Raw genomic sequence first — 25,723 nt, 5'->3', positions numbered from 1 at the left:
TGCACCCGCTATGGGTGTAATTGTCGTTTAGGTTGACTGAATTTGTATTAAATAGGAAGCCAAGCCAATGGCTGAAACTGACATTGCTATGCCAGAATCAACGCCTGTTGATTCACGCCCAGCATTTGCCATCATTGAAGAACTCAAAACCAAATTTGGTGAGAACTTCTTTGTGCAAACGACTTTCGAGGATTTCCCGACAGTCTGGGTTGAGCGCGCACGTGTACAAGAAGTTTTAATGTTCTTGCGTACAGTGTCACGTCCTTACGTGATGTTGTTCGACCTGTCAGCGGTAGATGAGCGTCTGCGTACGCACCGCGACGGTTTACCTGCGTCTGACTTCACCGTGTTCTATCACCTGTTGTCGCTCGAGCGTAATACTGACATTCGTATTAAAGTTGCCTTAGCTGAAAGCGATTTGAATCTTCCGACGGCAACCAATATTTGGCCAAATGCCAACTGGTACGAACGCGAAGCTTACGATATGTTCGGGATCAATTTCGAAGGGCATCCAATGCTCCGTCGTATCTTGTTGCCAACCTATTGGGAAGGTCATCCGCTACGTAAAGAATATTCTGCACGTGCGACTGAATATACGCCGTATTTGCAAGATAAAGCCAAACAGGACTACGAACAGGAACATCTTCGTTTCGTCCCTGAAGATTGGGGTATGAAGCGCGGCAATGCCGATGAGGACTTCATGTTCCTGAACTTGGGTCCGAACCATCCATCTGCGCACGGTGCGTTCCGTGTGATCTTGCAGCTGGACGGTGAAGAAGTGAAAGACTGTGTGCCTGATATTGGTTATCACCACCGTGGTGTGGAAAAGATGGCTGAACGTCAAACCTGGCATTCATTCATTCCGTATACAGACCGTGTCGACTACCTCGGTGGTTGTGCGCAAAACATGCCTTATGTGCTTGGCGTAGAGCAAATGGCGGGTATTACTGTACCTGACCGTGCGCAATGTATCCGCGTGATGATGTCTGAACTGTTCCGTATCAATAACCATTTGCTGTTCATTGGTACTGCGATTCAGGATGCCGGCGGTATGACGCCAGTCTTCTACATGTTCGCCGATCGTCAGAAAATCTATGACGCGATTGAAGCGATCACCGGTTACCGTATGCACCCGGCATGGTTCCGTATTGGCGGTACCGCACACGACCTTCCAAACAACTGGCAGCACCTGATCCGTGAAATCCTGGACTGGATGCCGAAACGTTTGAAGGAATACCATACTGCAGCGCTGAAAAACTCGGTGTTTGTGGGTCGTACCCGTAATGTTGCGCAATACGATGCAAAATCTGCATTGGCTTGGGGTGTGACAGGTACAGGTCTACGCGCTACAGGTATCGACTTTGACGTACGTAAATACCGCCCATATAGCGGTTATGAAAATTACGACTTCGAAGTGCCGGTTGAGTACGAAGGCGATGCCTATGCACGTGTCATCGTTCACTACCGTGAAATCGAAGAATCACTGAAAATTATCAAACAATGTTTAGATAATATGCCGTCTGGTGCGTACAAAGCAGACCATCCACTGGCTGTTCCACCACCAAAAGACAAGACATTACAAGATATTGAAACCTTGATTACGCACTTCCTGAGCGTATCTTGGGGTCCTGTAATGCCGGCGGGTGAAGCATCTGTGATGGCGGAAGTGGTAAAAGGCGCGTCGAACTACTACTTGACTTCAGACAAGTCAACCATGAGTTACCGTACCCGTATCCGTACACCAACCTTCACGCATTTACAGCAAATGCCTTCTGTGATTAACGGCAGCTTAATGTCTGACTTAATCATTTATTTAGCGACCATTGACGTCGTAATGGCTGACGTGGATCGCTAAGGGGTAATCGCATTATGATGATTTTGACTGATAAAAAGCCACGTGTGAATGTTGAAGGAATTTTGACTGCGGACGAAATTCACGATATCGAACATCACATGGGGCACTACCCATACCCACGTGCAGCGTGTCTAGATGCGCTGAAGTGTGTACAACGCCGTAATGGCTGGGTAGATGATGCGCAAATGAATGCCATCGCACAAATGCTGAGCATGAGCGTTGCAGACCTGGAAGGTGTGGCAACGTTCTATAACCGTATTTACCGTCAGCCGGTCGGTCGTCACGTAATTTTATTATGTGATTCGATTGCGTGTTTCTTGATGGGTGCGGAAACTTTGGCAGAAGCATTCCAGCGCGAATTAGGCATTCAGTTTGGTCAAACGACTGCAGATGGTCGTTTCACTTTGCTGCCAATTTGCTGTCTGGGCAACTGTGACAAAGGTCCAACCTTAATGATTGATGAAGACACGCACGGTCTGGTTGAAGTGACTTCGGTGAAACAGCTGTTGGAGAAGTATGTATGAATACTGAACCAAAACCAATTTATGGCGACGGTAACCCGGAAACGCATCCATTAACATGGCGTTTAAGCAAACAAGCCAACGTACGTAATGCAGATGATTACGAAGCGCTGGAAGGTTATGCAGGCTTTAAAAAAGCACTGACCATGTCGCCTAAAGATGTATTGGAAGTGGTTAAGGCAGCGACTGTTAAAGGTCGTGGCGGTGCAGGCTTCCCGGCAGGCATTAAATGGTCTTTGATGGCGCCAAACGACAACTCAGGTCCACGTTACCTGATTTGTAATGCCGATGAGATGGAACCAGGTACCTTTAAAGACCGTTTGTTGATGGAAGATCTTCCGCATCAATTGATCGAAGGGATGCTGATTGCGGGTTATACGCTTGAAGCAACACACGGTTATATCTTTATCCGCGGCGAGTACATCGAAGCTGCTCAGTACTTAAATGAAGCACTTGAGCAAGTTCGTGCCAAAGGTTATTTGGGGGATAACATCCTCGGTACAGGCTGGAACTTCGAGTTACACGTGCATACCGGTGCGGGTCGTTATATCTGCGGTGAAGAAACTGCATTGATTAACTCGCTTGAAGGTCGCCGTGCCAACCCGCGTACTAAACCGCCATTCCCGCAAGTTGCAGGTGCTTGGGGTCGTCCTACGATTGTGAACAACGTAGAGACCTACAACAACTTACCGGCAATCATGCTGCGTGGTCCTGAATGGTACATCAACTTATCTGCTGGTAAGTCGAAAGATCCAGGCACCAAGATTTATGGTGCATCAGGTAAAGTGAAATTCCCGGGTCTATGGGAGCTTCCATTTGGTACGACAGCACGTGAAGTGATTGAAGACCATGCTGGTGGTATGCGTGACGGCTTAAAACTGAAAGCATGGTTACCGGGTGGTGCATCGACTGACTTCCTGGCTGCCGAGCATATTGATCTTCCTATGGATGCGGAAAGCATCATGAAAGCAGGTTCGCGTTTAGGAACTTGCTTATTGATGGTGGTAGATGAAACCCAATGTATGGTTTCAGCGACACGTAACCTCGAAGAATTCTTTGCACGCGAATCATGTGGTTTCTGTACGCCTTGCCGTGATGGCTTACCTTGGGCTGTGAAAGCGCTGAAAGCACTGGAAGATGGCACAGGTAAGAAAGAAGATATCGATCACTTACAAGAACTGACTCGTAAGCTTTGGATTGGTAAAACTTTCTGTGCCCACGCACCGGGTGCAATGGAGCCGCTTATGGGCGCACTCAAATATTTCCGTGGCGAATTTGAAGCGAAGGTTGTGAATGCCGCCGCTCAAACCAGCAACGTAGAACAAGCTTAAGGAATTCGACTATGGCTACAATTCATGTCGATGGCAAATCGTATGAAGTCAACGGCTCGGAAAACTTGCTACAAGCATGTTTGAGTCTTGGCATTGATATCCCATACTTTTGTTGGCATCCATCCTTAGGTTCTGTCGGTTCTTGCCGTCAATGTGCGGTGACCCAGTACGCGAATCCAGAAGATACGCGTGGCCGTTTGGTCATGTCATGTATGACGCCAGCATCTGACAATACCTACATCTCGATTGAAGACAAAGAAGCCAAAGATTTCCGTGCTTCGATTGTTGAATTCTTGATGACCAACCATCCGCACGACTGTCCAGTCTGTGAAGAAGGGGGTCACTGTCATTTACAAGATATGACTGTAATGACGCAGCATGACCGTCGTCGCTACCGTTTCACGAAGCGTACCCATTACAACCAGGAGCTTGGCTCATTCATTTCTCACGAAATGAACCGTTGTATCGCGTGTTACCGTTGTGTGCGTTATTACAAAGACTACGCAGGTGGTACGGACTTTGGCGTGTATGCCAATGCATCACGTGTGTACTTCGGTCGTCCTGAATCAGGTACTTTAGAGTCTGAATTCTCGGGCAACCTGACTGAAGTCTGTCCAACAGGTGTATTCACCGACAAAACTCATTCGGCTCGCTACAACCGTAAATGGGACATGCAGTATGCGCCAAGCGTATGCCAAGGCTGTTCTTCAGGTTGTAACATCTCTCCGGGTGAGCGTTATGGCGAACTTCGCCGCGTAGAAAACCGTTATAACGGTGAAGTCAACCAGTACTTCCTATGCGACAAAGGCCGTTTCGGTACAGGTTATGTGAACCGTGAGGACCGTCCGCGTCAACCACAATTCCGTCAAGGTGCAACTGTTGAAACTGTTTCAGTGGATGCAGCACTAGACACGGTCATTGCAAATATCCAGGGCAAAAAAGTATTGGGTATTGGTTCACCGCGTGCATCACTTGAATCAAACTTCGCACTTCGTGAGTTGGTGGGTCAAGAGAACTTCTCAACAGGTCTATCTCAAAAAGAACAGAATCTGGTTGAGTTGGCAGCTTCTATCATGCAAACCGAGGGTGTTTACAACCCGAACATGCGTGAAATTGAAAGCTACGATGCTGTGTTAATTTTGGGTGAAGACCTCACACAAACTGCGCCACGTATGGCTTTATCTGTTCGCCAGGCTGCGAAAAATAAAGGCAAAGAGATGGCGGCAGAGCGCCGTACGCAAGAATGGTTAGCTGAGCCGGTACAACGTATTGCCCAAGATGCAAAATCTCCGATTTACATCCTGGCTGCGACACAAACCCGTTTGTCTGATGTTGCTGAAGGTGAAGTAGTTGCTTCTCCAAACGACATCGCACGTTTAGGTTTTGCAGTTGCTGCAGCAGTTGCTGGTGAAACGATTCTTGGTTTAGATGACGATGCCAAAGCATTTGCACAAACCATTGCGGACACTTTAAAAGTTGCGAAGAAACCACTGATTATCTCGGGTACAAGCTTGCAAGATCCTGCCATTATGGAAGCTGCTGCACAAGTTGCACAGAATCTGGGTAATGCGGGTCTGACTTTGACGGTTCCTGAAGTGAACTCGATGGGTATGGCGATCTTGGGTGGTCAAAGCCTAGAGCAAGCATTTGCACAAGATTACGATACTGTAATTGTGGTTGAAAACGACCTTTACCGTCGTCTTCCTGCTGCACAGGTCGATGCTGCACTTGCAGGTAAAGATGTAATCGTACTGGATCACTCTGAAACTGAAACAGTGAAAAAAGCCGACATCGTACTTTCTGCTGCATCGTTTGCTGAAGGTGATGGTACGGTTGTATCTCAAGAAGGCCGTGCACAACGTTTCTATCAAGTGTATGACCCAAGCTACTACAATCCTGAATTGGCGATCAAGGAATCTTGGCGCTGGTTACACGCTCTGGAAACAGGCGTAAAAGGCAAAGCGATTTCTTGGACTTTACTGGATGATGTGATCGAGTCAGTGGCTAAAAATGTCCCTGCGCTTGAAGGCATTCTGGATGTTGCACCTGATGCGGGCTTCCGTGTTCATGGCTTGAAAGTGGCACGTGAACCACGTCGTTACTCAGGTCGTACTTCAATGCGTTCGCCATTGTCTGTACATGAGCCGAAACAGCCTACAGATAAAGACTCTGCATTAACGTTCTCGATGGAAGGTTATGTCGGAGACCAGACTCCATCTCCACTGGTTCCATTTGCATGGTCTGCAGGCTGGAACTCGCCACAAGCCTGGAACAAGTTCCAGGAAACTGTAGGTGGTTCACTCAAAGGTGGTGATTCAGGCGTTCGTTTATTCGACCGTTTGGCAAAACGTCCGGCACGTACATTCGTTGCACCGGCACCTGTTCTGGTCAATGCTGAAAGCTTCCGTCTGGTACCAATGCACCATATCTTTGGTTCAGGTGAATTCACGGTAAAAACACCAGCGATGGAAACACGTATTCCTGAAGCGGTATTTGCAGTGGGTGAGCAGGATGCAGCGCGCCTGAATGTTCAAGATGGTCAGACAATCACGGTGAAAGCAGGTGAGACGTCAATCGTTCTTCCAGTTCAAGTGATTGAATATTTACCGACAGGTTATATTGGCTACCCAATCGGTCTGGCACCGACGGTATCTCTTGCAGAGCCTGTTTCAGTCGCGGTAGGAGTGTAATTCATGGAACAAGAATTAATCCGTCAAACGCCGCTGTGGGCTGAAAACTGGCCAATTGCCTATTCAGTCATTCAAGCGATTGTGATCTTGCTGGTTGTAGTACTGATCGCTGCGTTGATGTCTTTTATTGAACGTCGTTTACTCGGCTTGTGGCAAGACCGTTACGGTCCGAACCGTGTTGGTCCGGGTGGTATGTTCCAGATTGTTGCCGACATGCTGAAAATCATGTTCAAGGAAGACTGGACACCTAAGTTTGCTGACAAATTGACTTTCCGTATGGCGCCAGCAGTTGCGATGGCAACTGCGGTGCTGTCGTTCATGGTTATTCCTGTATCACCTTATTTAGGTGTAGCAGACATGAACATCGGCCTGTTGTTCTTTATGGCAATGGCGGGTATTGCAGTTTATGCAGTCCTGTTCGGTGGCTGGTCATCAAACAACAAATATGCCTTACTGGGCGGTTTACGTTCTGCGGCTCAGACCATTTCTTATGAAGTGTTCTTGGGTATCTCGTTGATGGGTGTGGTGGCAATTGCCGGCTCATTCAACATGCGTGAAATCGTTGAAGCGCAAAAAGATGTTTGGTTTGTAATTCCCCAGTTCCTGGGTTTCTTGATCTTCGTGGTTGCGGGTGTTGCGGTAACGCATCGTCATCCATTTGACCAACCAGAAGCAGAACAGGAACTGGCAGAAGGTTACCATGTTGAATACGGCGGTATGAAGTGGGGGATGTTCTTCGTTGCGGAATACGTCAACGTGGTACTGATCTCTGCATTGATCGTGACGTTATTCTTCGGTGGCTGGCTTGCGCCATTCAACCTTGATATTCCGTTCCTTCCAGCAGCATTCTGGTTCATTATCAAAACAGCATTCTTTGTAATGATGTTTGTACTGGCGCGTGGTTCATTAATGCGTCCACGTTATGACCAGGTGATGAACTTTGGTTGGAAAATTTGCTTGCCATTGGCGTTGGTTAACCTTTTGGTAACTGGTGCTGTGATTCTGATGAATCAGGCCTAAGACAGCAGGGAGAACAAAATGTTTAAATTTCTAGCTGGATTCGGGTCAATCGTTCGTTCGTTGTGGATGGTGTTCAGCCACGCAACACGTAAACGTGACACCATTTTATATCCGGAAGTGCCGGCCGAAGAAATCGTGCCACCACGCTTCCGTGGTCGTATCGTATTGACGCGCGACCCTGATGGCGAAGAACGCTGTGTGGCATGTAACCTGTGTGCGGTTGCCTGTCCGGTAGGCTGTATTTCACTACAAAAAGCAGAACGTGAAGATGGTCGCTGGTATCCGGAATTTTTCCGTATCAACTTCTCGCGTTGTATTTTCTGCGGTATGTGTGAAGAAGCGTGTCCAACCACTGCGATTCAGATGACCCCGGACTTCGAGCTTGGCGAATATGTTCGTCAGGACCTGGTCTATGAAAAAGAACACCTGCTGATTTCTGGTCCTGGTAAATATCCTGACTATAACTTCTACCGTGTAACCGGTATGGCAGTTGCAGGCAAGGACAAAGGTCAAGCACAGCGTGAAAGTGCACCTGTTGATGTACGGAGTCTATTACCATGATGTGGCCATTTTATTTAATGGCCCTCGTGGCCATTGTCTCTACGGTTCGCGTTGTTACTAACGCGAATCCGGTACATGCTTTATTAAGCCTGATCGTGTCATTGCTTGCAGTCGCAGGCATGTTCCTGATCGTCGGTGCGCCATTCGCTGGTGCGCTGGAAGTGATCGTTTATGCGGGCGCGATCATGGTGTTGTTCGTGTTCGTGGTAATGATGCTGAACCTGGGTGAGCAGACCGTTGAACAAGAACGTAAATGGTTGACTTCATCGGCTTGGGCTTATCCGGCGTTGATGAGCTTCCTGATCGGTTTGGTGCTGGTATGGGTATTAAACTCTGATTACACACAAGCTTCACTGGTAATGGGTACAGAAATGGTGGGCCCGAAAGCAGTGGGTCAAGCACTCTTTACGCAATACTTGTTGTTGGTTGAAGTTGCCGCGATGTTATTGCTTGCTGCCTTGGTAGCTGCATTCCATTTGGGTAAACGTGAACCAGATGCAGAAGAGGAAAAAGAATAATGGGCAACATCCCTTTAGAGCATGGTTTGATCGTTGCATCTATTCTCTTTGCACTGGGTTTTTACGGTGTAATGGTGCGACGCAACCTACTATTTATTTTAATGAGCCTTGAAATCATGATGAACGCTGCTGCTTTAGCGTTCGTCCTGGCGGGCAGTGCATGGGCACAGCCAGATGGTCAGATCATGTTTATCCTGATCCTGACGCTTGCTGCGGCAGAGGCTTGTATTGGTCTTGCGATCGTCCTTCAGTTCTATCATCGCTTCCATCACCTGGATGTGGATGCTGCTAGTGAGATGCGCGGATGAGTTATTTATATCTAACAATTTTATTTCCGCTCATTGGTTTTGTCCTGTTAGCGGCGGGGCGCAACAAGCTTCCGGAATCTGTTGCAGCGATGATTGGTGTGGGTGCAGTCGGTTTATCTGCACTGTTCGCACTGATTGCAGGTATGGACTTTGTTAACAATGGTTCAACTGCAGTAGTACAACATCTTTGGACCTGGTTCAATGTTGGCAGTTTTGCTCCGGGCATCAGCTTGCAGCTGGATGGCTTGTCTTTATTGATGCTGGGCATGGTCACTGGTGTGGGTTTCTTAATTCACATCTTTGCATCATGGTATATGCGCGGTGAAGAAGACTTTGCACGTTTCTTCTCTTACTTCAACCTGTTCGTTGCCAGCATGTTATTGCTGGTATTGGGTGACAACCTGGCGTTGTTATTCCTGGGTTGGGAAGGCGTAGGTCTGTGTTCATACCTGTTGATCGGTTATTACTACCAGAACCCGGCAAACGGTCTGGCGGCAATCAAGGCATTTACTGTGACCCGTATTGGTGACGTATTCCTGCTGATTGCCATGTTCCTGATCTTCCAGCAATTCGGTACCTTGAACATTCAGTACATCGTCGAAAATGCGGCGACTGTAATGACGCAAAGTTCTTCATTGACCATCTGGACAGCATTGCTCTTATTCTTGGGTGCGGCAGGTAAATCTGCACAGATCCCGTTACAAACATGGTTAGCCGATGCGATGGCAGGTCCGACACCTGTTTCTGCATTGATCCATGCTGCAACAATGGTAACAGCCGGTGTTTACCTGTGCTGCCGTCTGTTCGCAGTCTTTGAACTTGCACCAGAAGTGATGGTATTTATTTCGATCACAGGTGCGGTGACCTTGCTTGTGGCTGGTTTTGCTGCACTGGTTCAAACCGACATCAAACGTATTCTGGCATACTCAACCATGAGTCAGCTCGGTTATATGTTTATGGCGGTAGGTGCTGAAGCATACCAGGCAGGTCTGTTCCATATGCTGACTCACGCATTCTTCAAGGCACTCTTGTTCTTGTCGTCTGGTGCAGTGATTCTGGCTTATCATCACGAACAAAACATCTTCAAGATGGGCGGTCTGTTCTACAAGAACAAATTCCTGTTTGCATGTTTCGCGATTGGTGGCGGTGCATTGGCAGCGATTCCATTCCTGACGATTGGTTTCTTCTCAAAAGATGCGATTCTTGCTGCAGTCTGGACGCAAAGTCATATTGCTGGTTTACCAGTGTATAACACGCTGTACTGGGTCGGTGTTGCAGGTGCATTCTTAACCTCTATTTATACATTCCGTTTAATTTGGGTTGTATTCTTTGGCAAAGAAAACACACCTTATCATGAAATCCAAGGTGCAACTTACTGGGCGCCACTGGCAATTCTTGCTGTACTTTCAACAGGTCTGGCGATCGTCCTGAAAGCACCGGTAATGAGCATTCTGGATGCAGCCCAAATTCCAGCCTTCATTATTCCTGAAGCGCTTGAAGCAGGTGCACATGGTGCTGAATACATCGCAATCGCTGTTGCGTTAACAGGTCTTGCAGTGGGTGTTGTGTTGTTCGCTTTTGCTTACAATGCAGTCAAACGTTTTGCAGCCACTTCTGTAGGTGCTGGCCTGGTCAATATCTGCCGTAATGCATTAGGTTTCGATACGCTGTATGACATCATTTTCGTGAAGCCATATTTATTGTTCGCGAAAATCTTTGGTCGTGATCCAATTGATGGCCTATGGCTGGTACTTCCTGCACTTGTTAAAGGTGGTCACAGCTTTACAAGTTCACGTCAAACCGGTTCACTGCGTGAATATGCATCTAGTATGGGGCTCGGTGTCGTTGTCCTACTGATGATCTTGATCGTGATTCAGGTCGTGGGGAAATAAAATGGAAGCTCCAAACAATATTATTTTGCCGGCTCTGATCCTCATTCCGTTCATTGCAGGTTTCATATGCTGGTTGGTCGATAAACTCGACCAACACTTGCCGCGTTATATCGCGCTGATCGGTATGCTGGTGACCTTGGTCTTGACCATAGTCCTTTGGCAGACTGGTACTTACAACTATGAATTAGGCGGTGCTACACCTTCGTGGGCTGCCGAATTCAAATTGCCTTGGATTCAAACCCTGGGCATTAACATTCACTTAGCAGTGGATGGTTTATCACTTCTTATGGTTGGCTTGACTGCACTCCTGGGTGTATTGGCAGTAGGCTGTTCATGGGGCGAGATTCAAAAGAACGTTGGTTTCTTCCACTTGAACCTTTTATGGTCTTTAGGTGGTGTCATCGGTGTGTTTCTGGCGATTGACTTATTCCTGTTCTTCTTCTTCTGGGAGATGATGCTGGTACCGATCTACTTCCTGATTGCCCTTTGGGGTCATAAAGGGGCAGAAGGCAAGTCACGTGTTTATGCAGCTAACAAGTTCTTCATTTACACGCAGGTTGCCGGTTTGGTGATGCTGATTGGTATCCTTGGTCTGGTGACTGTGGGCTATACCATGACTGGCGAAATCCGTTTCGACTACAACTATCTATTAGGTGTGGCGAATACGCTTGACGCTCAGGCGCCAGCGGTGGCTTATGCATTCATGATCTGTTTATTCATCGGTTTTGCGGTAAAACTTCCAGTTTTCCCATTACACGGCTGGTTACCAGATGCGCATGCGCAAGCACCAACAGCGGGTTCTGTCGATCTTGCAGGTATCTTGATTAAGACTGCGGCGTACGGTTTATTACGTTTCGTGATTCCGTTCTTCCCGGCAGCGTCTGCACAGTTTGCAGACTTCGCAATCATTCTTGGTTTAATCGGTATTTTCTACGGTGCTTGGTGTGCTTTCCAGCAAACCGACATGAAACGCCTGTTGGCTTATACCTCTATTTCACACATGGGCTTCGTTTTACTTGCGATCTACGCAGGTAACATCCTGACCTTCCAGGGTCTGATGATCATGATGTTGGCACATGGTATTTCATCTGCTGCGCTGTTCATTATGTGTGGTCAGGTATATGAGCGTGTGCATACGCGTGATATGCGTTTGATGGGTGGTATGCGTGGTCAATTCCCGTATCTTGCATTCTTCCTGATGTTCTTCGTTGCGGCGCTTGTAGGTATTCCAGGTCTAGGTAACTTCATTGGTGAGTTCCTGATCCTGATGGGTGCTTATGCGAAATTCCCGGCGTTTACCATTCTTGCGGCAATCAGCTTGGTATTTGCGGGTCTGTACGGTCTGATCCTGATTCACAAAGCCCTGTTTGGTGTACCAAATGAAGCGCAACAGCAGCACTATACAAATCCATTAAAAGATCTAAATGCACGTGAAATCGCATTATTGTTGATCTGTGCGTTTGGTCTACTTTGGCTTGGTCTATATCCACAAAGCTTCCTTGACGTTTCTAACTCAAGCATGGCGTGGTTAGCGAATAGCTACATTCCAGTTCAAGAAGTGGTTGAAGTTGCTGATCAAGTAACGACTCAACTTGAAAATGTGGAGATCCAATAAGCCATGAACTTCACAATGTCTTTTTCTGAGCTTATGCCTCTAGCACCTGTGATGATCGTGTCGTTAACTGCGATCGTCGTGATGTTGCTGACCGCAATCAAGCGTAACCATAACCTGGTGGCTACTACCACGGTGATTGGTTTAAACCTTGCTGCGTTCTATATCATTTTCGTTTTGTTGGCAGGCGTGTTTGCACCTGCCAACGTGATGAATCTGTTCATCGTAGATCCATTTACGATGCTGTACCAGTTTGTGATCCTGATTGCTGCACTTGCATGTGCAACGCTATCTCACGCGTATATCGAAACCTATAAAGATAACCGTGAAGAGTTATATATCCTGATGCTGACATCCGTTGCGGGTGCCATGCTAATGGTGGCTAGCTCACACTATGCATCATTCTTTATCAGCCTTGAGTTGATGTCGATTCCTGTATATGGCTTGTTGGCATATACACATCAACGTTCTCAATCGCTTGAAGCGGGTGTGAAATATCTAGTGCTTTCAGCAACTGCGTCTGCAATGCTGCTCATGGGTATGGCATATATTTATGCATATACAGGTACTTTAAGTTTCGTTGCGGAACCAGGCAAACTGTTTACAGTATTCAGTCAACCGGCTGTCGTGATTGGTCTGGCATTAATTGTATTTGCTGTGGCATTTAAATTATCGCTGGCACCATTCCACAAATGGACACCAGACGTATACGCTGGTGCGCCAGCGCCAATCGCAACTTTCCTTGCGACTGTTGCGAAAGTGGCGATGATTGGTCTGTTTGTTCGTTATGCGTTGTCTTCGGGCCTAATCCTGGCAGACAGCTTCGTAACGATCATTTCGATTATTGCGGTTCTGTCTATCCTTGCAGGTAACTTGCTGGCGGTTCGCCAAGTGAACTTGAAACGTATCTTGGCATACTCTTCAATTGCACACTTTGGTTATTTGCTGGTCGCCATCGTCAGTTCACGTAATACGGATTTCTTACAAGTTCAAGGTTTCGCGACTTTTGAAAGTGTAAACGTCTATGTAATTACGTATGTATTAACCACGATCGGTGCGTTCGGTGTTGTTACGCTAATGTCTAGTCCGTATAACAATACGGATGAAGCGGGTAGTCTGGCTGAATACCGTGGTCTGTTCTGGCGCCGTCCAGTATTAACTGCTGTATTGACAGTAATGATGCTGTCTCTTGCAGGTATTCCTTTAACTGCCGGCTTTATCGGTAAGTTCCTGGTGATTAAAACTGCAGTTGCAGGCGAAGCCTGGTTCCTGACTGCCATGGTCATCCTGGGTTCTGGTATCGGTTTGTATTACTACCTGCGTGTGATGGTTGTGCTTTACATGACGCCACCTGAAACACCACGTCTAGATGCGGTGAATCATTGGGGTCAAAAAGTCGGTGGTATCATGGTACTTCTTGCTGCGCTTGCGGTACTTGTGATTGGTGTCTACCCAGATCCGATGATTGCAGTATCTAAATATGCATTCTTTGCCATGTCACCTGAATTGCAACAGTTCATTTTCACTTTGGTTCAAAGTGGTTTTAACTAATATCTGCAAAGATTGACGTTATTACAAAAAAGCCTCCATGATTGGGGGCTTTTTTATTTATACAAATCAATAAAAGCCTTTATAATAGCGGAAATTTATCTTTAACCTTTTAGGTGTTCTCCCGTGGCAATCCATGAAATCCGTCATCCACTCATTCGACATAAGCTTGGTTTACTCCGTCGTGCAGATATTAGTACCAAAAATTTCCGTGAGTTAGCTCAAGAAGTGACCATGCTTCTGACTTATGAAGCAACTAAAGACCTGCCAATGGTTGAACATGATATTGATGGCTGGAATGGTGCTGTTACAGTTGACCGTATTGCGGGTAAAAAAATCACGGTTGTGCCAATTCTACGTGCCGGTATTGGTATGCTCGACGGTTTCTTGAACCTGATTCCAAGTGCAAAAGTATCAGTACTTGGTTTAGAGCGTGATGAAGAAACTCTGGAAGCACGTACCTATTATAAAAAACTGGTTCCAGACGTACAAAACCGTATCGCGATGATCATTGATCCAATGTTGGCGACTGGTTCTTCTTTAGTGGCTGCCATTGATGTACTGAAAGCCAGCGGCTGTAAAGATATTCGTGTGATGGTTCTGGTTGCTGCACCAGAAGGCATTAAGCGTGTAGAAGCTACGCATCCGGATGTGGTGATTTTTACTGCTTCTATCGATAATGGCTTAAATGAAAATGGTTATATCGTTCCAGGTCTTGGCGATGCTGGCGATAAAATCTTTGGTTCAGTTCAAAAAGACTAATTTTTGAATATGATGAAAAAAGGGGCTACTACAGCCTCTTTTTTATATAATGTAGACAGGGCATTTTCAGGATAGGACAATAGCATGAAAGATGAATTGTATCAGGGCAAAATCAAACAGTATGACCCTGCCAAAGGTTTCGGTTTTATTGGCTGCGCTGAGGGAGATGTATTCTTCCATATTTCAGACTTCCCTGCGGCAGAAGGCGAGCCAAAACGCAATGAACGTGTGAAATTTAATGTTGTTGAAAATGGCGATAAGTACAAAGCGATCAAGATTGAACGTGTCGAAGACAACTCAAAGAAAGCTAAAAAAACCAAAGTGGCGACACACAATAAATCAATTACATCGGCATTGCTAAACAACTTCCGTGGTTAATGGATTATTCTCATACTTAATCCTTTTTTAATCACATTTAAAAAGAGGCTTCCGAGCCTCTTTTTTTATAGCACCACCGCTTACATATTTAAAGAGACAGACAACACATAAAAAGTCCACTAAACAGCAACAATGCTGAACATTTCCTTTGGCTTAGAATACAAATTAAATGAATTCTATAGAGAACAGTGTCATGTTTACGGATGGAAAAATTAAAACTTACGATTCCGAACGTGGTATGGGCACTCTAGAGCTCATTGAGGTAGCTCAAGAGTTAAGTTTCAAGTTGCAGGATCTACCTTTGCCTGAAATTGAGCCAAAAATTGGAGAGCGACTTAAATTTAGAATCATTCCCCACCAAGAAAGCATGACCTTAGACAACATGGTACGTCTGGATATTAAAGTGCAGGATGAATTTATGCCAGAAGTCGTCGCCTTGCAATCCTTGGCACCTACAGTGTCTGTTCCGGTACGTAATTCAATTTTCTTTAGTCCGACCCTATGGCTGGCATTGGCATCAGCTGTTGGCTTTATGATTTTTGGCGAAGTATAAATAAAAAAGAAATTTTCTTTTTTTACTTTTAACTAGGGATCTATTCTTCCGCCATAAGATGCCCTTCTAGTTTTTGTGTTTCTGCTTTAGAGAATTTTACAAAAGATTTTCAGTCTCTTTTTGATTACAATGATAAAAAATATTAAAGATAAGAGCGAATTATGTTTCAAGAGGGGAAAATCAAAACCTATAACGAAGATCGTGGTTTTGGTTTTATTCAGATCGAAGGGCAATCTAAAGATTTATTTTTTCACGTCAAAGACTTTCCCAATAAAAATATTCCGCCAAGAATTGGGGAAAAATTAAAGTTTTTAATTGTAGAAGAGAATGGAAAGTTTAAGGCGGACCATATTGTTCGCTTGGATGTTAAAGCAACGATGCCTGTTTCGCAGAATAATGATTTACATGAAGATATTGAAACCAAAGCTTCTCCACGTTATGAAAAGAAAAAATCATCAGCTACATCAAAAATAATCACAATATCAGGATTGGTTATTATTGTGATTCTTGCTGCTCTTGTTTATAACAAATATCAAAGCTACCAAGTTCAAAAACAGCAAAAGCTAGAAGAACTGATGGTAGAGCAGCAACGAATTGTCGCTGAACAGCGAGCAGCGCAAGGTGATCTACCTATGCAAGGATTATCTGAGCAGGGTAGGAAGAACCTGGAAAATCGCGGCACTGAGTTAAGAAGCCAAAGTAACCTCGTTAATCCGAAAACTTCAGAAACGGCTTCGCCATCTGTATCTCAATTTAAATGTGATGGTCGTACACGTTGTCCTCAAATGAATTCCTATGAAGAAGCGGTGTTCTTTATTAGAAATTGTTCAGGTACGAAAATGGATGGTGACGGAGATGGGATACCATGTGAAAGTCAGTTTTGATGAATCATAAAAAAAGCACCTTATGGTGCTTTTAATATTTTAGCTTTCACAAAAATTCATAAAGGCTCTTAGACCTGGGCCCTGATATTTCTGGCGATGTACCAGCATAAACAGAGGACGAGTCAGTGACCAGAATGGTGTATCCAGAATCACCAATTGACCTTTTTCACGTAAAGGCTCAATTGCAAGTTTGGAAATGCAGGACATACCAATTCCGCCCGCTACAATTTTTAAAATCGCTTCATTATGACCGAGTGTCAGACGGATATTAGCATCTGGCACATCTTTTAAAATGGCATTATCAAACACCTCACGGGTACCTGAACCTTCTTCACGCAAAATCCATTCAACAGATTTGAAATCTTCAGCGGTTAGTTCACGGTTCAATTGCGCAAGAGGATGGTCTGGCGCACAGCACACGGCCAGCTCATCATCACGCCAATGGATACATTGTAGCTGTGGCAGATGACAGGAACCTTCAATTAAGGCAAGATCCAGCTGGAACTGATTCACCGCTTCAATCATTTGACGGGTATTACCGACTTGAAGCTGTAAATGTGCTTGCGGCTTGATTTTCAAGAAATCGGCCATGAGGTCAGGAATCAGATAATCTGAAATCGTCAGGGTTGCACCCAAACGTAAATCGATACTTTGAAGCTCACCTTTAGCGACTTGTTCAAAAGATTCACAACGACCTAAAATTTCCAGGGCTTGAGGGAGAAGAAAGCGCCCCAGGTCATTCAGCTGTAAACGTTTGCCTAGACGGTCAAATAGTGGAGCACCCAGACCATCTTCCAGATCTGCTAAAGCCATACTAGCCGCACTTTGTGTAAGCTTGACGGCATCGCTAGCCTTCGTTACGGTACCCTCTTGTGCCACTGCTACAAAAACAGCCAATTGGCGTAAAGTCATGCGCATGAGTAGAGCCTTAACATTTAAAAAATATTAATAAATTATGTTGCCATGCTACCATGAGCATAGTCTTTCATGCCACGTTGAAATCATGTCAATTGAAAAATTTACCCGAGAAAAAGTTTTATCTGTACACCGTTGGACCAATACATTATTTAGTTTTACGATGACACGCCCAGCACATTTCAAATTCACGGCAGGGCAGTTTGCGCGTATTGGTTTACAAGTGGGGGATGAACTGGTGGTTCGTGCCTATTCGGTAGTGTCATCTCCTTTTGATGAAACTTTGGAGTTTTTCTCGATTGTCGTTCCAGAAGGTAAATTTACCTCCAATTTACAGCACCTCAAAGTAGGGGATGAGCTGCATCTGGAAAAAATTCCTTATGGTTATCTGACTTTGGCACGTTATCAATTGCCTTTGCCTAAAGACTTGTGGTTACTGGGTACCGGCACGGGGCTGGCACCGTTTATTTGTATGTTGCAAGACTTTGAAACCTGGAGCAAATACGAAAAAATCACTCTGGTTTATAGTGTGCGCACCCGGGCAGAACTCGCTTATGTAGACCGGATTCAGGAAATAGCCGAGACCTTTGGCGAAGGGCATACCGGTTTTAAATTTATCCCGATTATTACCCGTGAACCCGATGCACCTTTACACGACCGTTTACCCATTCTGATTGCCAATGGTGAGCTGGAAAAAGCAGCAGGTATAGCGCTTAATCCGGAAACAACGCATGTCATGCTTTGTGGTAACCCGGATATGGTCGATGATACCAAAGAAGCCTTAAAAGCCCGTGGCCTGACCATGAACCGTCGTGGTGAAGGTAATATTGCAGTCGAGAATTACTGGTAAGGCTGAACTGTGCATCGTCAAAAGCCCCTGCTTGAAGGTAATGCAGTTCCCTTAACAGGAGCGGCATTGTGATCTAAGGGATAACGGTTTTTTGACATTTTGACTCTCCGAAGCCTTGTAGGCCTCTCTAAAACAAACTACCTATCCCTGTCTAAGTTCCGACAGCCCAGCCGGATAATGCTCTTGTCCCCAGTGCTGATCGGTCTGGAGAAATAACCACTCCACAGAATCTGCACCAAGATGTTTACGTGTATTGGTTAGACTAATGCGCGTCAGCAAGTCATAAGAGGCTAACCACTAAGCGCAAATATTGAGTCTTCTTGCTCTTCATGGATGAGGACATCACGAAAAATCACCATTCCAAGAACCAGCCAAAGTACCTGATCTGCCGGCAAGTGGCGCCTGCAAATAGTCGTCGCGGAACTGCTCAATCTGAGTATGAACTCAACCCACTCAACGGGGATATTGTGAATAAAAGTACTCAAATTCAAGAGATTAAACAACCATTAAGATCTAGAAGATTCTGCTGAAATATCATAAAAAATCCGATGCCAAACCTGACATCGGATTCTCTAATAAATTCCACGACGATTCAAATATTTAAATGAAAAGCATTGCCCATTACGGAGGTTTTTTCGATTCAAGCTTAATGCACAAACATATCCATGGATTCACGGATTTCCTGAATGGCTGTTTCGACATCGGGGCTGAGCCAAGTCGGTTCAAAGAATCCGGCATAGTGCTCAATACGGTCTGCAGGCACCACCAGACGCACCGGGCAGTCTTCTTCCAGTAAGCGCCATGGAATAATCGGTACTTCATTATCCAACCATGCCGTTACATCTCGAATATCGATAATCATCGCATTGACACAGTCCGGAAAAGGCATCACGGAAAATTCTTCGGTACGGCGACGGAAATATTCCAGATCCTGCCAGCGAAGCAGGAAGCTTGGCTTGCTAAATTCAATAATTCCAATCAGATGCTGATCACGGCTGTAGTGCAGCGTACATTGATGTGTGACGTCAGTATCAAGATCAAGCGATACACTTTGTTGACGATACGCCATATAACTCGGGTGTATAAATGAGAAGGTGGATAATTATAACGCATTTCATCGCTGAAAGGCAGCGTCTCAACCGTCTTCACTAAAGCCTGCGGAACTGGTATGGCTTATGCATATCTTCAGGGAACAACGATAAAAACAACGAGGTTGCTATGTCAGAGTCAAAAAGTGTGATTGATACCAGTGTGACTGAAACAGCAGTACAAGAAGATTATTTTGCCTTGCGCCAGCTCAAGAAAGGCGCCGTAGGTTGGCTGCTTCTCGTCGGTCTAGGGGTCGCGTATGTGATTTCCGGTGACTTTGCCGGCTGGAATTTCGGTCTGGCACAGGCGGGTTGGGGAGGCATGTTTATTGCGACTATTGTGGTGGCATTTATGTATCTGTGTATGTGCCTAGCCATGTCGGAAATGTCGACCATGCTGCCGACTGCGGGCGGGGGTTGCAGTTTTGCCCGGACTGCTTTTGGTCCCTTTGGCGGCTATCTGACCGGAAGTGCCATTCTGATTGAATATGCCATCGCTCCAGCAGCAATTGCGTGTTTCATTGGCGCTTATTGCGAAGCCCTGTTTGGCATTGGCGGCTGGATCATTTATCTGGTGAGCTATTTAGTGTTTATGGGCTTGCATCTGAAAGGTGCTGGTGAGGCACTCAAAATCATGTTCGTGATTACCGCAATTGCTGCGGTAGCCTTGATGGTGTTCATCTTTGGCATGTTGCCCCATTTTAATAGTGCAAACCTGTTTAATATTGCGGTCAGTACAGAAGCTGCGGGTGCAAGCAGTTTCCTGCCATTGGGCTATCTGGGCATCTGGGCAGCAGTGCCTTATGCGATCTGGTTTTTTCTGGCAGTTGAAGGGGTACCACTGGCCGCCGAGGAAGCCAAAGAGCCAGCCAAATCCTTGCCGCGTGGCCTGATTGGTTCCATGCTGATTCTGGCATTCTTTGCGCTAAGTATTTTGCTGCTCGGTCCTGGCGCAGCAGGTGCAGATACGCTGAAAGATTCCGGTGCGCCACTGGTTGATGCATTGGTCGCGGTCTATGGTGCCAATACCTGGATGGCGAGTTTTGTGAATTTTGTCGGGCTGGCAGGTCTGATCGCCAGTTTCTTCTCGATTATCTATGCTTATTCCCGTCAAATTTTTGCGCTCTCACGTGCCGGTTATTTACCGAAAAAATTGTCCTTAACCAACAGCAATCATGCACCTTATTTGGCCATTATTATTCCGGGCATTATCGGATTCCTGTTGTCCCTTTCAGGTGAAGGTGATTTGCTGATTCTGATGGCAGTTTTTGGTGCCACCATTTCCTATGTGCTGATGATGATGTCGTATATCAAACTGAAACTGTCTCGACCAAATCTGGCACGTCCTTATCAGGCACCGGGCGGTATTGTCACGGCATCGATTGCTTTAGTGCTTGCTGCTATTGCAGTGGTGGCAGGCTTCCTGGTCGATCCAAAAGTCTGGTTGATGGCAGCTGCCATTTACGTGGTACTGATTCTCTATTTCCTGCTGTATAGCCGTCATCATCTGGTGGCCGGTACGCCGGAAGAAGAATTTGCCCGTATTGAGGCAGCAGAAAAAGAACTGAACTAAATCATCAAGCAGAGGGAGCATACGCTTATGCTGTATCAGATCAATGTGGCCAGTCAGCATTATGTCTTTGAGGATTTAAAAACCTTATTGGCCAAGGCTACCCCTGAACGTTCTGGTGATCAGCTGGCAGGGATTGCGGCCGTGGATGCAACCGAGCGTGTCGCTGCACAAATGTGTCTGGCAGAAGTACCGTTACAGCAGTTTTTGCATGAAGCTGTGATTCCTTATGAGGCGGATGAAATCACCCGCCTGATTATGGATGAACATGATGCTGATGCCTTTTATCCGATCTCGCATTTTACTGTCGGGGATTTCCGTAACTGGCTACTCAGTTCAGATGCTACCACAGAAAAACTTACTGCTTTAAAAATGGGCCTGATTCCGGAAATGGTGGCTGCTGTCAGTAAAATCATGCGCAATCAGGATCTGATTCTGGTGGCAAAAAAATGTCGTGTAGTCACACGGTTTAGAAATACCATCGGGCTGGAGGGGTGTCTTTCCACCCGCTTGCAGCCGAACCATCCGACTGATGATCTGATGGGAATTTCAGCTTCGATTCTGGATGGCTTGATGTATGGTAATGGGGATGCGGTCATCGGGATTAATCCGGCGACAGATAATCTGCAGAACCTGACCGAGCTGCTTAAACTGCTCGATCACGTTATTCAGGAATATGATATTCCGACTCAATCTTGTATTTTGACCCATATTACTTCTGGCATTCAGCTGGCAAATAAAAATGTTCCGATTGATCTAATGTTCCAGTCCATTGCAGGAACCGAAAAAGCCAATACCGGTTTCGGCATCAATCTGGCGCTGTTGCAGGAAGGTTATGAGGCGACCTTAAGTCTGCAACGTGGCACCGTGGGTCAAAACGTGATGTATTTTGAAACCGGACAGGGCAGTGCCTTATCCAGCAATGGCCATCATGGCGTGGACCAGCAGACCGTGGAAGCGCGTGCCTACGCTGTAGCGCGTAAGTTTAATCCCTTGCTGGTCAATACTGTAGTCGGCTTTATCGGGCCGGAATATCTATATAACGGCAAGCAGATTATCCGGGCCGGACTGGAAGACCATTTTTGTGGCAAGCTGCTCGGTGTACCAATGGGTTGTGATATTTGCTACACCAACCATGCCGATGCCGATCAGGATGATATGGATGTACTGCTGACCTTGCTTGCCAATGCCGGACTGAATTTTATCATGGGTATTCCCGGTTCAGATGATGTGATGCTGAATTATCAGACGACCTCCTTTCATGATGCGCTCTACATCCGGCAATTACTGGGATTAAAACCAGCTCCTGAATTTGACCACTGGCTACAACAGCAAGGTATTTTGGCACAACAGTCCAATCAGCTGCACTGGCCGACCGAGCTACCGAAGCAATTTTCACGTCTAATCCTGTCTTGAGGAAGTACTATGAAACTGATTGCCGATGTGAAATTTGAGTCCCAATTACAGGATAATCCTTGGCAGAAGTTAAAAGCTTTTACCGATGCGCGGATTGCCCTGGGCCGAACTGGGGGCAGCTTGCCGACTCGACCAAGTCTGGAATTTCAGTTGGCACATGCGCAAGCCAAAGATGCGGTACTGAAGCCACTTGATGTTGAATCTTTAAAAGCTGGTTTGAGTAAAATAGGACTACCCATTCTGGATATTGAAAGTCAGGCTGTGGAAAAGGACCTTTATCTTAAACGTCCCGATCTTGGGCGTGTGCTTTCAGAACAATCCAAAATGATGTTGCGGCAATACCGGGCCGAACATCAGCAACATTGGGATGTGGTCATCATTGTAGGAGATGGGCTGTCGGCACGTGCCATTGAGGAAAACAGCTTGCATTTTATTCCAGCGTTGCTGGAGGCATACAAAGAACAAGGTTGGCAGATTGCCCCCTTAATGATTGCCCGTGGCAGTCGTGTGGCACTAGGCGATGAAGTGGCAGAAATTTTACAGGCAAAAATGCTGGTCATGCTGATTGGCGAACGGCCAGGTTTGAGCTCACCGGACAGTATGGGAATTTACTACACTTATAATGCTTTTAAGGGCTGTCATGATGCCTTGCGTAACTGTATTTCCAATGTCCGTCCTGCGGGCTTGGCCTATCCAATTGCCATCCAGCGACTGGTGGCATTGATGCGTAAATCCTGTGAGTTACAGCTCTCAGGGGTGCAGTTGAAAGATGAACACCAAACCCCAGTCGACATGCAGCATAGCCCGGCCAAACGGCTATTTTAAAGCAGCATCCAGCAGAGAATTCTGATGGATTAGTGACTTACATCCCGTCACCATCTCACCATGTTTTGTCACAGAAGCCCTATTCACAGCTTGTTATTCTAAAAATCTACTTATGAATAACAAAGAGTGAGGATGGTTATGGTCGATGATTTCAATAAAAAACCACCTTTAAATCATCAGGCAGACGTGACGCAGAAAAAGCGTATCCCTGTTTATATCTTGATTTTGGTCGGTATTTTTTTACTCGCACTACTGTTCTATATGTTTGCTGACATGAATCCAGATGCGAATGATGCTCCTGCAGGACATCCAAATCCGAATGTACAGCCTGCTACCCCAAATAATTCAACTCCGGTCGGTGAGTCTACACAAGGCACCGCCACCATGAATGATGGAACGGAAGCTACAGCAACCGTGGGTGATGGCACAGAAGCAACAGCAACTGCGACTGATGGACAGGCGACTCAATAACTGAAAATACCTGAAAAGCTCTAGTGAACCACTGGGGCTTTTTTGCAATGGATAGTGATGTTTTAAGGTAGTGCCATCTACCTGGCTTGAGTCTGAAAACATCAAATCTAATATGAATCCGGAAGAAGAAGGGGCTGATTGTTTCAGGGAGATGCCCCCGATTTCAGATAAATAGCTTAATAACAAAGAGGGTAGAACAACATGAATGATTATATGAGAAGCCCGCGTGGTGGCTTCGATGCCATGTACTACTGGGATCAGTTCCATCCCATTCTTAGTGCAATTGCCATATTAGTAATTGGCTGGATCATTGCGTTACTGGTCTCGGCAGGTGTTAAAAAGCTCTTGCAGAAACTGGGCACCAATACACATTTAAATACGGCGACAGGTCATCACTCCAATGTGGAGAGCATTATCGCCCGCGTCGTGTTCTGGATTATTCTGATTATTGCCGTGATTGGTGCGCTGAACGTGCTTAATCTTACCAGTGTCAGCGGTCCATTCAGTAATATGATCCAGCAGTTCCTGTTATTTATCCCGCAGTTACTAGGTGCAATTGCAGTCGGATTCATAGGTTGGATTGTGGCCAATCTGGTCAAGATAGGGCTACAAAAACTGCTAGACCGAACGCAACTCGATGAAAAACTCAGTGCTGAAGTTGGTGTCAGTCCGATTAGTAAAAATATCAGTGAAATTGCTTACTGGTTAATTTTATTACTGTTCTTGCCAATCGTGCTGTCTATTTTGGGTCTCAACGGTCTGTTGTTACCAGTTCAAAATATGCTGACCGATGTTGTTAGTTACTTACCAAACATCTTCATTGCTGCAGTCATCATTTTTGTCGGTTATATCCTGGCGAAAATTGTGCGCGGTATTGTTGAAGGACTATTAAACAGTCTGAACGTACAGCAACATGCTGAAAAAGTAGGCATCTTCAAAAACTCGAATGTTTCTCAGGTGATTGGTTCATTTATCTTCGCCGTGGTAATCATTACGGCACTGATCATTGCATTTGAAGCATTAGGTATTGAAGCTATTTCTCAGCCTGCTACAGCCATGCTGTATGAAATCATGAATGCCATTCCAAATATCATCGCTGCTGCGTTGATCCTGATTCTGGCGTATGTGGTGTCTAAACTGGTGGCACGTCTGGTGGTTGAAGTAGTTGCTGGTACAGGTGTTGATGAAATTCCTGCCAAACTGGATATCCAACGCTTTTTAGGTACGACTAAACTGTCTAGTGTAGTTGGTTCACTAATTGTTCTGTTTACCATGTTGTTTGCGGTGTCTGAAGCAGCGAACCGTCTGGGCTTTGAACAGATCAGTGGCCTGATTGCGATGTTCATTTACTTTGGTGCCAACATTCTGCTTGGCGCGGTGATTCTGGTAATCGGTTTCTGGCTGGCAAATATCGTTGCGAATATCGTACAACGTGGTGAATATAACAGTTCACGTTGGTTGGCGAATCTGGTTCGTGTCCTGATCATGGGTCTGGTTGTGGCAATGGGTCTGCGTGCCATGGGTATTGCCGATTCGATCGTGAACCTGGCGTTTGGCCTAACTTTGGGTGCTGTAGCAGTGGCATTTGCCTTGGCATTTGGTTTGGGTGGTCGTCAACCTGCAGAACGTGTACTCACAGATTTGATCGATAAAGCCAAACGTGAGGCCAAAGACCCCAATCCAGTCAAAGAACAAGCTGAGAACAGCATATTTTCTGGATTAGGTGGCAAGACCACAGGTACAAGTGCAGCTGATATGTCAGGCACTACAGGTGCGGCTATGGGTATGAGTTCTACCGATAGCTCAATGAGCCAGTCCTTTAGCGGTTCGCAAACGGCTACAGGTACTAGCGATTCCTCAATCTCAACTCCAGGAGCAGGCATCATGCCAAATCAGGATTCAGACAAGAGTACGCCTATGAGTACGGATTTATCCCATACTACCCCGGCAATCCTTACCACTGCACCACAGGATGATGAGTCATTAGGTATTGATCCTGTCAATCCGGATGCGGATCAGGCCGTACCAGATTCAGTAAAAGTCGATCCGACTCATCCACCAGCCAATAATCCATTTGGTTCAACCGGAGAAAAAGAGCCAGATGTCGATATTGACCGTTCAACTCAGAAAAAAGATGACCTGAAATAACCTTTTA

Annotated in this window: 23 protein-coding genes and 1 pseudogene; 21 read left to right on the top strand and 3 right to left on the bottom strand. The window is 46.0% G+C overall.

The features are described 5' to 3' along the window. Positions 1-67: 67 nt before the first annotated feature. The 15 genes from nuoC to NI462_RS05000 all read left to right on the top strand — a co-directional run bounded on the left by nuoC (position 68) and on the right by NI462_RS05000 (position 16,433). Positions 68-1,855 (top strand): NADH-quinone oxidoreductase subunit C/D, encoded by a 1,788-nt coding sequence (nuoC, locus tag NI462_RS05070; protein ID WP_004732074.1) that lies wholly within the window; start codon positions 68-70, stop codon positions 1,853-1,855. 14 nt (positions 1,856-1,869) lie between these two features. Beyond that, positions 1,870-2,379: an NADH-quinone oxidoreductase subunit NuoE gene (gene nuoE, locus NI462_RS05065; protein WP_004280775.1), complete on the top strand. Its 510-nt coding sequence runs from the start codon at positions 1,870-1,872 to the stop codon at positions 2,377-2,379. Beyond that, a complete protein-coding gene (gene nuoF, locus NI462_RS05060) occupies positions 2,376-3,707 on the top strand; it encodes an NADH-quinone oxidoreductase subunit NuoF (RefSeq protein ID WP_004280774.1) in 1,332 nt (443 codons plus the stop codon). The genes nuoE and nuoF overlap by 4 nt, the downstream gene beginning before the upstream one ends. Positions 3,708-3,718: 11 nt before the next feature. Beyond that, on the top strand, positions 3,719-6,397 hold the full coding sequence (gene nuoG, locus NI462_RS05055) for an NADH-quinone oxidoreductase subunit NuoG (protein WP_253159409.1): 2,679 nt from the start codon (positions 3,719-3,721) through the stop codon (positions 6,395-6,397). Between the two features lie 3 nt (positions 6,398-6,400). Next, the gene (nuoH, locus tag NI462_RS05050; protein ID WP_004280772.1) at positions 6,401-7,417 is read left to right on the top strand and encodes an NADH-quinone oxidoreductase subunit NuoH; all 1,017 of its coding nucleotides are present in this window, start codon (positions 6,401-6,403) and stop codon (positions 7,415-7,417) included. A gap of 18 nt (positions 7,418-7,435) precedes the next feature. Next, positions 7,436-7,978: an NADH-quinone oxidoreductase subunit NuoI gene (gene nuoI / locus NI462_RS05045; protein WP_004280771.1), complete on the top strand. Its 543-nt coding sequence runs from the start codon at positions 7,436-7,438 to the stop codon at positions 7,976-7,978. Beyond that, positions 7,978-8,496: an NADH-quinone oxidoreductase subunit J gene (gene nuoJ / locus NI462_RS05040; protein WP_171054322.1), complete on the top strand. Its 519-nt coding sequence runs from the start codon at positions 7,978-7,980 to the stop codon at positions 8,494-8,496. The genes nuoI and nuoJ overlap by 1 nt, the downstream gene beginning before the upstream one ends. After that, positions 8,496-8,804 carry an NADH-quinone oxidoreductase subunit NuoK gene (gene nuoK / locus NI462_RS05035; protein ID WP_004280769.1) on the top strand — a complete coding sequence of 103 codons (309 nt, stop codon included), beginning with the start codon at positions 8,496-8,498 and terminating at the stop codon, positions 8,802-8,804. The genes nuoJ and nuoK overlap by 1 nt, the downstream gene beginning before the upstream one ends. Continuing rightward, entirely contained in the window at positions 8,801-10,696 is a 1,896-nt protein-coding gene (nuoL, locus tag NI462_RS05030) for an NADH-quinone oxidoreductase subunit L (protein WP_253159407.1), read from the top strand. Before nuoK ends, nuoL begins: the two co-directional genes overlap by 4 nt. Before the next feature lies 1 nt (position 10,697). After that, positions 10,698-12,311 (top strand): NADH-quinone oxidoreductase subunit M, encoded by a 1,614-nt coding sequence (nuoM, locus tag NI462_RS05025; protein ID WP_004280767.1) that lies wholly within the window; start codon positions 10,698-10,700, stop codon positions 12,309-12,311. Between the two features lie 3 nt (positions 12,312-12,314). After that, positions 12,315-13,859, top strand: coding sequence for an NADH-quinone oxidoreductase subunit NuoN (gene nuoN / locus NI462_RS05020; RefSeq protein WP_180180500.1), 1,545 nt, complete (start codon positions 12,315-12,317; stop codon positions 13,857-13,859). Between the two features lie 123 nt (positions 13,860-13,982). Then, the gene (gene upp / locus NI462_RS05015; protein WP_004280765.1) at positions 13,983-14,618 is read left to right on the top strand and encodes a uracil phosphoribosyltransferase; all 636 of its coding nucleotides are present in this window, start codon (positions 13,983-13,985) and stop codon (positions 14,616-14,618) included. 84 nt (positions 14,619-14,702) lie between these two features. Further along, positions 14,703-14,996: a cold shock domain-containing protein gene (locus NI462_RS05010; protein WP_004732065.1), complete on the top strand. Its 294-nt coding sequence runs from the start codon at positions 14,703-14,705 to the stop codon at positions 14,994-14,996. A gap of 193 nt (positions 14,997-15,189) precedes the next feature. Next, a complete protein-coding gene (locus tag NI462_RS05005; protein ID WP_005252664.1) occupies positions 15,190-15,549 on the top strand; it encodes a hypothetical protein in 360 nt (119 codons plus the stop codon). Between the two features lie 161 nt (positions 15,550-15,710). Continuing rightward, the gene (locus NI462_RS05000) at positions 15,711-16,433 is read left to right on the top strand and encodes a cold shock domain-containing protein (RefSeq protein ID WP_253159405.1); all 723 of its coding nucleotides are present in this window, start codon (positions 15,711-15,713) and stop codon (positions 16,431-16,433) included. A 39-nt stretch (positions 16,434-16,472) separates the two neighbouring features. Here the strand turns inward: NI462_RS05000 and gigC are convergent, their stop codons facing one another. Then, positions 16,473-17,351 carry a LysR family transcriptional regulator GigC gene (gene gigC / locus NI462_RS04995; RefSeq protein ID WP_004280761.1) on the bottom strand — a complete coding sequence of 293 codons (879 nt, stop codon included), beginning with the start codon at positions 17,349-17,351 and terminating at the stop codon, positions 16,473-16,475. A gap of 85 nt (positions 17,352-17,436) precedes the next feature. On the opposite strand from gigC, the gene NI462_RS04990 reads away from it, so the two are divergent. Beyond that, a complete protein-coding gene (locus NI462_RS04990) occupies positions 17,437-18,198 on the top strand; it encodes a ferredoxin--NADP reductase (protein WP_253159403.1) in 762 nt (253 codons plus the stop codon). A 174-nt stretch (positions 18,199-18,372) separates the two neighbouring features. On the opposite strand, the pseudogene NI462_RS04985 reads toward NI462_RS04990, so the two are convergent. Then, positions 18,373-18,736 (bottom strand): annotated as a pseudogene (locus NI462_RS04985) (transposase domain-containing protein); the annotation flags it as partial. A gap of 108 nt (positions 18,737-18,844) precedes the next feature. Then, positions 18,845-19,267 carry a hypothetical protein gene (locus NI462_RS04980; protein WP_004280758.1) on the bottom strand — a complete coding sequence of 141 codons (423 nt, stop codon included), beginning with the start codon at positions 19,265-19,267 and terminating at the stop codon, positions 18,845-18,847. A gap of 149 nt (positions 19,268-19,416) precedes the next feature. Between NI462_RS04980 and eat the strand changes: the two genes are divergently transcribed. From eat to NI462_RS04955, 5 genes are all read left to right on the top strand, one after another. Further along, positions 19,417-20,859 (top strand): ethanolamine permease, encoded by a 1,443-nt coding sequence (gene eat, locus NI462_RS04975; protein WP_253159400.1) that lies wholly within the window; start codon positions 19,417-19,419, stop codon positions 20,857-20,859. Positions 20,860-20,886: 27 nt separating this feature from the next. Beyond that, the gene (locus NI462_RS04970; RefSeq protein WP_253159398.1) at positions 20,887-22,272 is read left to right on the top strand and encodes an ethanolamine ammonia-lyase subunit EutB; all 1,386 of its coding nucleotides are present in this window, start codon (positions 20,887-20,889) and stop codon (positions 22,270-22,272) included. 9 nt (positions 22,273-22,281) lie between these two features. Next, positions 22,282-23,097, top strand: a complete 816-nt coding sequence (eutC, locus tag NI462_RS04965) for an ethanolamine ammonia-lyase subunit EutC (RefSeq protein WP_004732047.1) — start codon at positions 22,282-22,284, stop codon at positions 23,095-23,097. Positions 23,098-23,235: 138 nt separating this feature from the next. After that, positions 23,236-23,568, top strand: coding sequence for a hypothetical protein (locus tag NI462_RS04960; RefSeq protein ID WP_129717675.1), 333 nt, complete (start codon positions 23,236-23,238; stop codon positions 23,566-23,568). A gap of 201 nt (positions 23,569-23,769) precedes the next feature. After that, a complete protein-coding gene (locus NI462_RS04955) occupies positions 23,770-25,716 on the top strand; it encodes a mechanosensitive ion channel (RefSeq protein ID WP_253159396.1) in 1,947 nt (648 codons plus the stop codon). Positions 25,717-25,723: the final 7 nt, after the last annotated feature.

Origin of the sequence: Acinetobacter lwoffii (assembly GCF_024129715.1) — a bacterium.
Classification (GTDB): Bacteria; Pseudomonadota; Gammaproteobacteria; order Pseudomonadales; family Moraxellaceae; genus Acinetobacter; species Acinetobacter lwoffii_U.
Note: the sequence above shows the minus strand (reverse complement) of the source record. Positions and strands in the feature narration are given on the sequence as shown.

Excerpts from the sequence above, each read along its gene's own strand:
- nuoL (WP_253159407.1), top strand. The coding sequence starts at position 8,801 with ATGAGTTATTTATATCTAACAATTTTATTTCCGCTCATTGGTTTTGTC.
- NI462_RS04960 (WP_129717675.1), top strand. The coding sequence starts at position 23,236 with ATGGTCGATGATTTCAATAAAAAACCACCTTTAAATCATCAGGCAGAC.
- NI462_RS04955 (WP_253159396.1), top strand. The coding sequence starts at position 23,770 with ATGAATGATTATATGAGAAGCCCGCGTGGTGGCTTCGATGCCATGTAC.
- nuoC (WP_004732074.1), top strand. The coding sequence starts at position 68 with ATGGCTGAAACTGACATTGCTATGCCAGAATCAACGCCTGTTGATTCA.
- nuoG (WP_253159409.1), top strand. The coding sequence starts at position 3,719 with ATGGCTACAATTCATGTCGATGGCAAATCGTATGAAGTCAACGGCTCG.
- nuoI (WP_004280771.1), top strand. The coding sequence starts at position 7,436 with ATGTTTAAATTTCTAGCTGGATTCGGGTCAATCGTTCGTTCGTTGTGG.
- NI462_RS05010 (WP_004732065.1), top strand. The coding sequence starts at position 14,703 with ATGAAAGATGAATTGTATCAGGGCAAAATCAAACAGTATGACCCTGCC.
- nuoK (WP_004280769.1), top strand. The coding sequence starts at position 8,496 with ATGGGCAACATCCCTTTAGAGCATGGTTTGATCGTTGCATCTATTCTC.
- nuoJ (WP_171054322.1), top strand. The coding sequence starts at position 7,978 with ATGTGGCCATTTTATTTAATGGCCCTCGTGGCCATTGTCTCTACGGTT.
- nuoM (WP_004280767.1), top strand. The coding sequence starts at position 10,698 with ATGGAAGCTCCAAACAATATTATTTTGCCGGCTCTGATCCTCATTCCG.
- NI462_RS04980 (WP_004280758.1), bottom strand. The coding sequence starts at position 19,267 with ATGGCGTATCGTCAACAAAGTGTATCGCTTGATCTTGATACTGACGTC.
- NI462_RS04990 (WP_253159403.1), top strand. The coding sequence starts at position 17,437 with ATGTCAATTGAAAAATTTACCCGAGAAAAAGTTTTATCTGTACACCGT.
- nuoF (WP_004280774.1), top strand. The coding sequence starts at position 2,376 with ATGAATACTGAACCAAAACCAATTTATGGCGACGGTAACCCGGAAACG.
- NI462_RS05000 (WP_253159405.1), top strand. The coding sequence starts at position 15,711 with ATGTTTCAAGAGGGGAAAATCAAAACCTATAACGAAGATCGTGGTTTT.
- eutC (WP_004732047.1), top strand. The coding sequence starts at position 22,282 with ATGAAACTGATTGCCGATGTGAAATTTGAGTCCCAATTACAGGATAAT.
- NI462_RS05005 (WP_005252664.1), top strand. The coding sequence starts at position 15,190 with ATGTTTACGGATGGAAAAATTAAAACTTACGATTCCGAACGTGGTATG.
- nuoE (WP_004280775.1), top strand. The coding sequence starts at position 1,870 with ATGATGATTTTGACTGATAAAAAGCCACGTGTGAATGTTGAAGGAATT.
- NI462_RS04970 (WP_253159398.1), top strand. The coding sequence starts at position 20,887 with ATGCTGTATCAGATCAATGTGGCCAGTCAGCATTATGTCTTTGAGGAT.
- gigC (WP_004280761.1), bottom strand. The coding sequence starts at position 17,351 with ATGCGCATGACTTTACGCCAATTGGCTGTTTTTGTAGCAGTGGCACAA.
- eat (WP_253159400.1), top strand. The coding sequence starts at position 19,417 with ATGTCAGAGTCAAAAAGTGTGATTGATACCAGTGTGACTGAAACAGCA.
- nuoN (WP_180180500.1), top strand. The coding sequence starts at position 12,315 with ATGAACTTCACAATGTCTTTTTCTGAGCTTATGCCTCTAGCACCTGTG.
- nuoH (WP_004280772.1), top strand. The coding sequence starts at position 6,401 with ATGGAACAAGAATTAATCCGTCAAACGCCGCTGTGGGCTGAAAACTGG.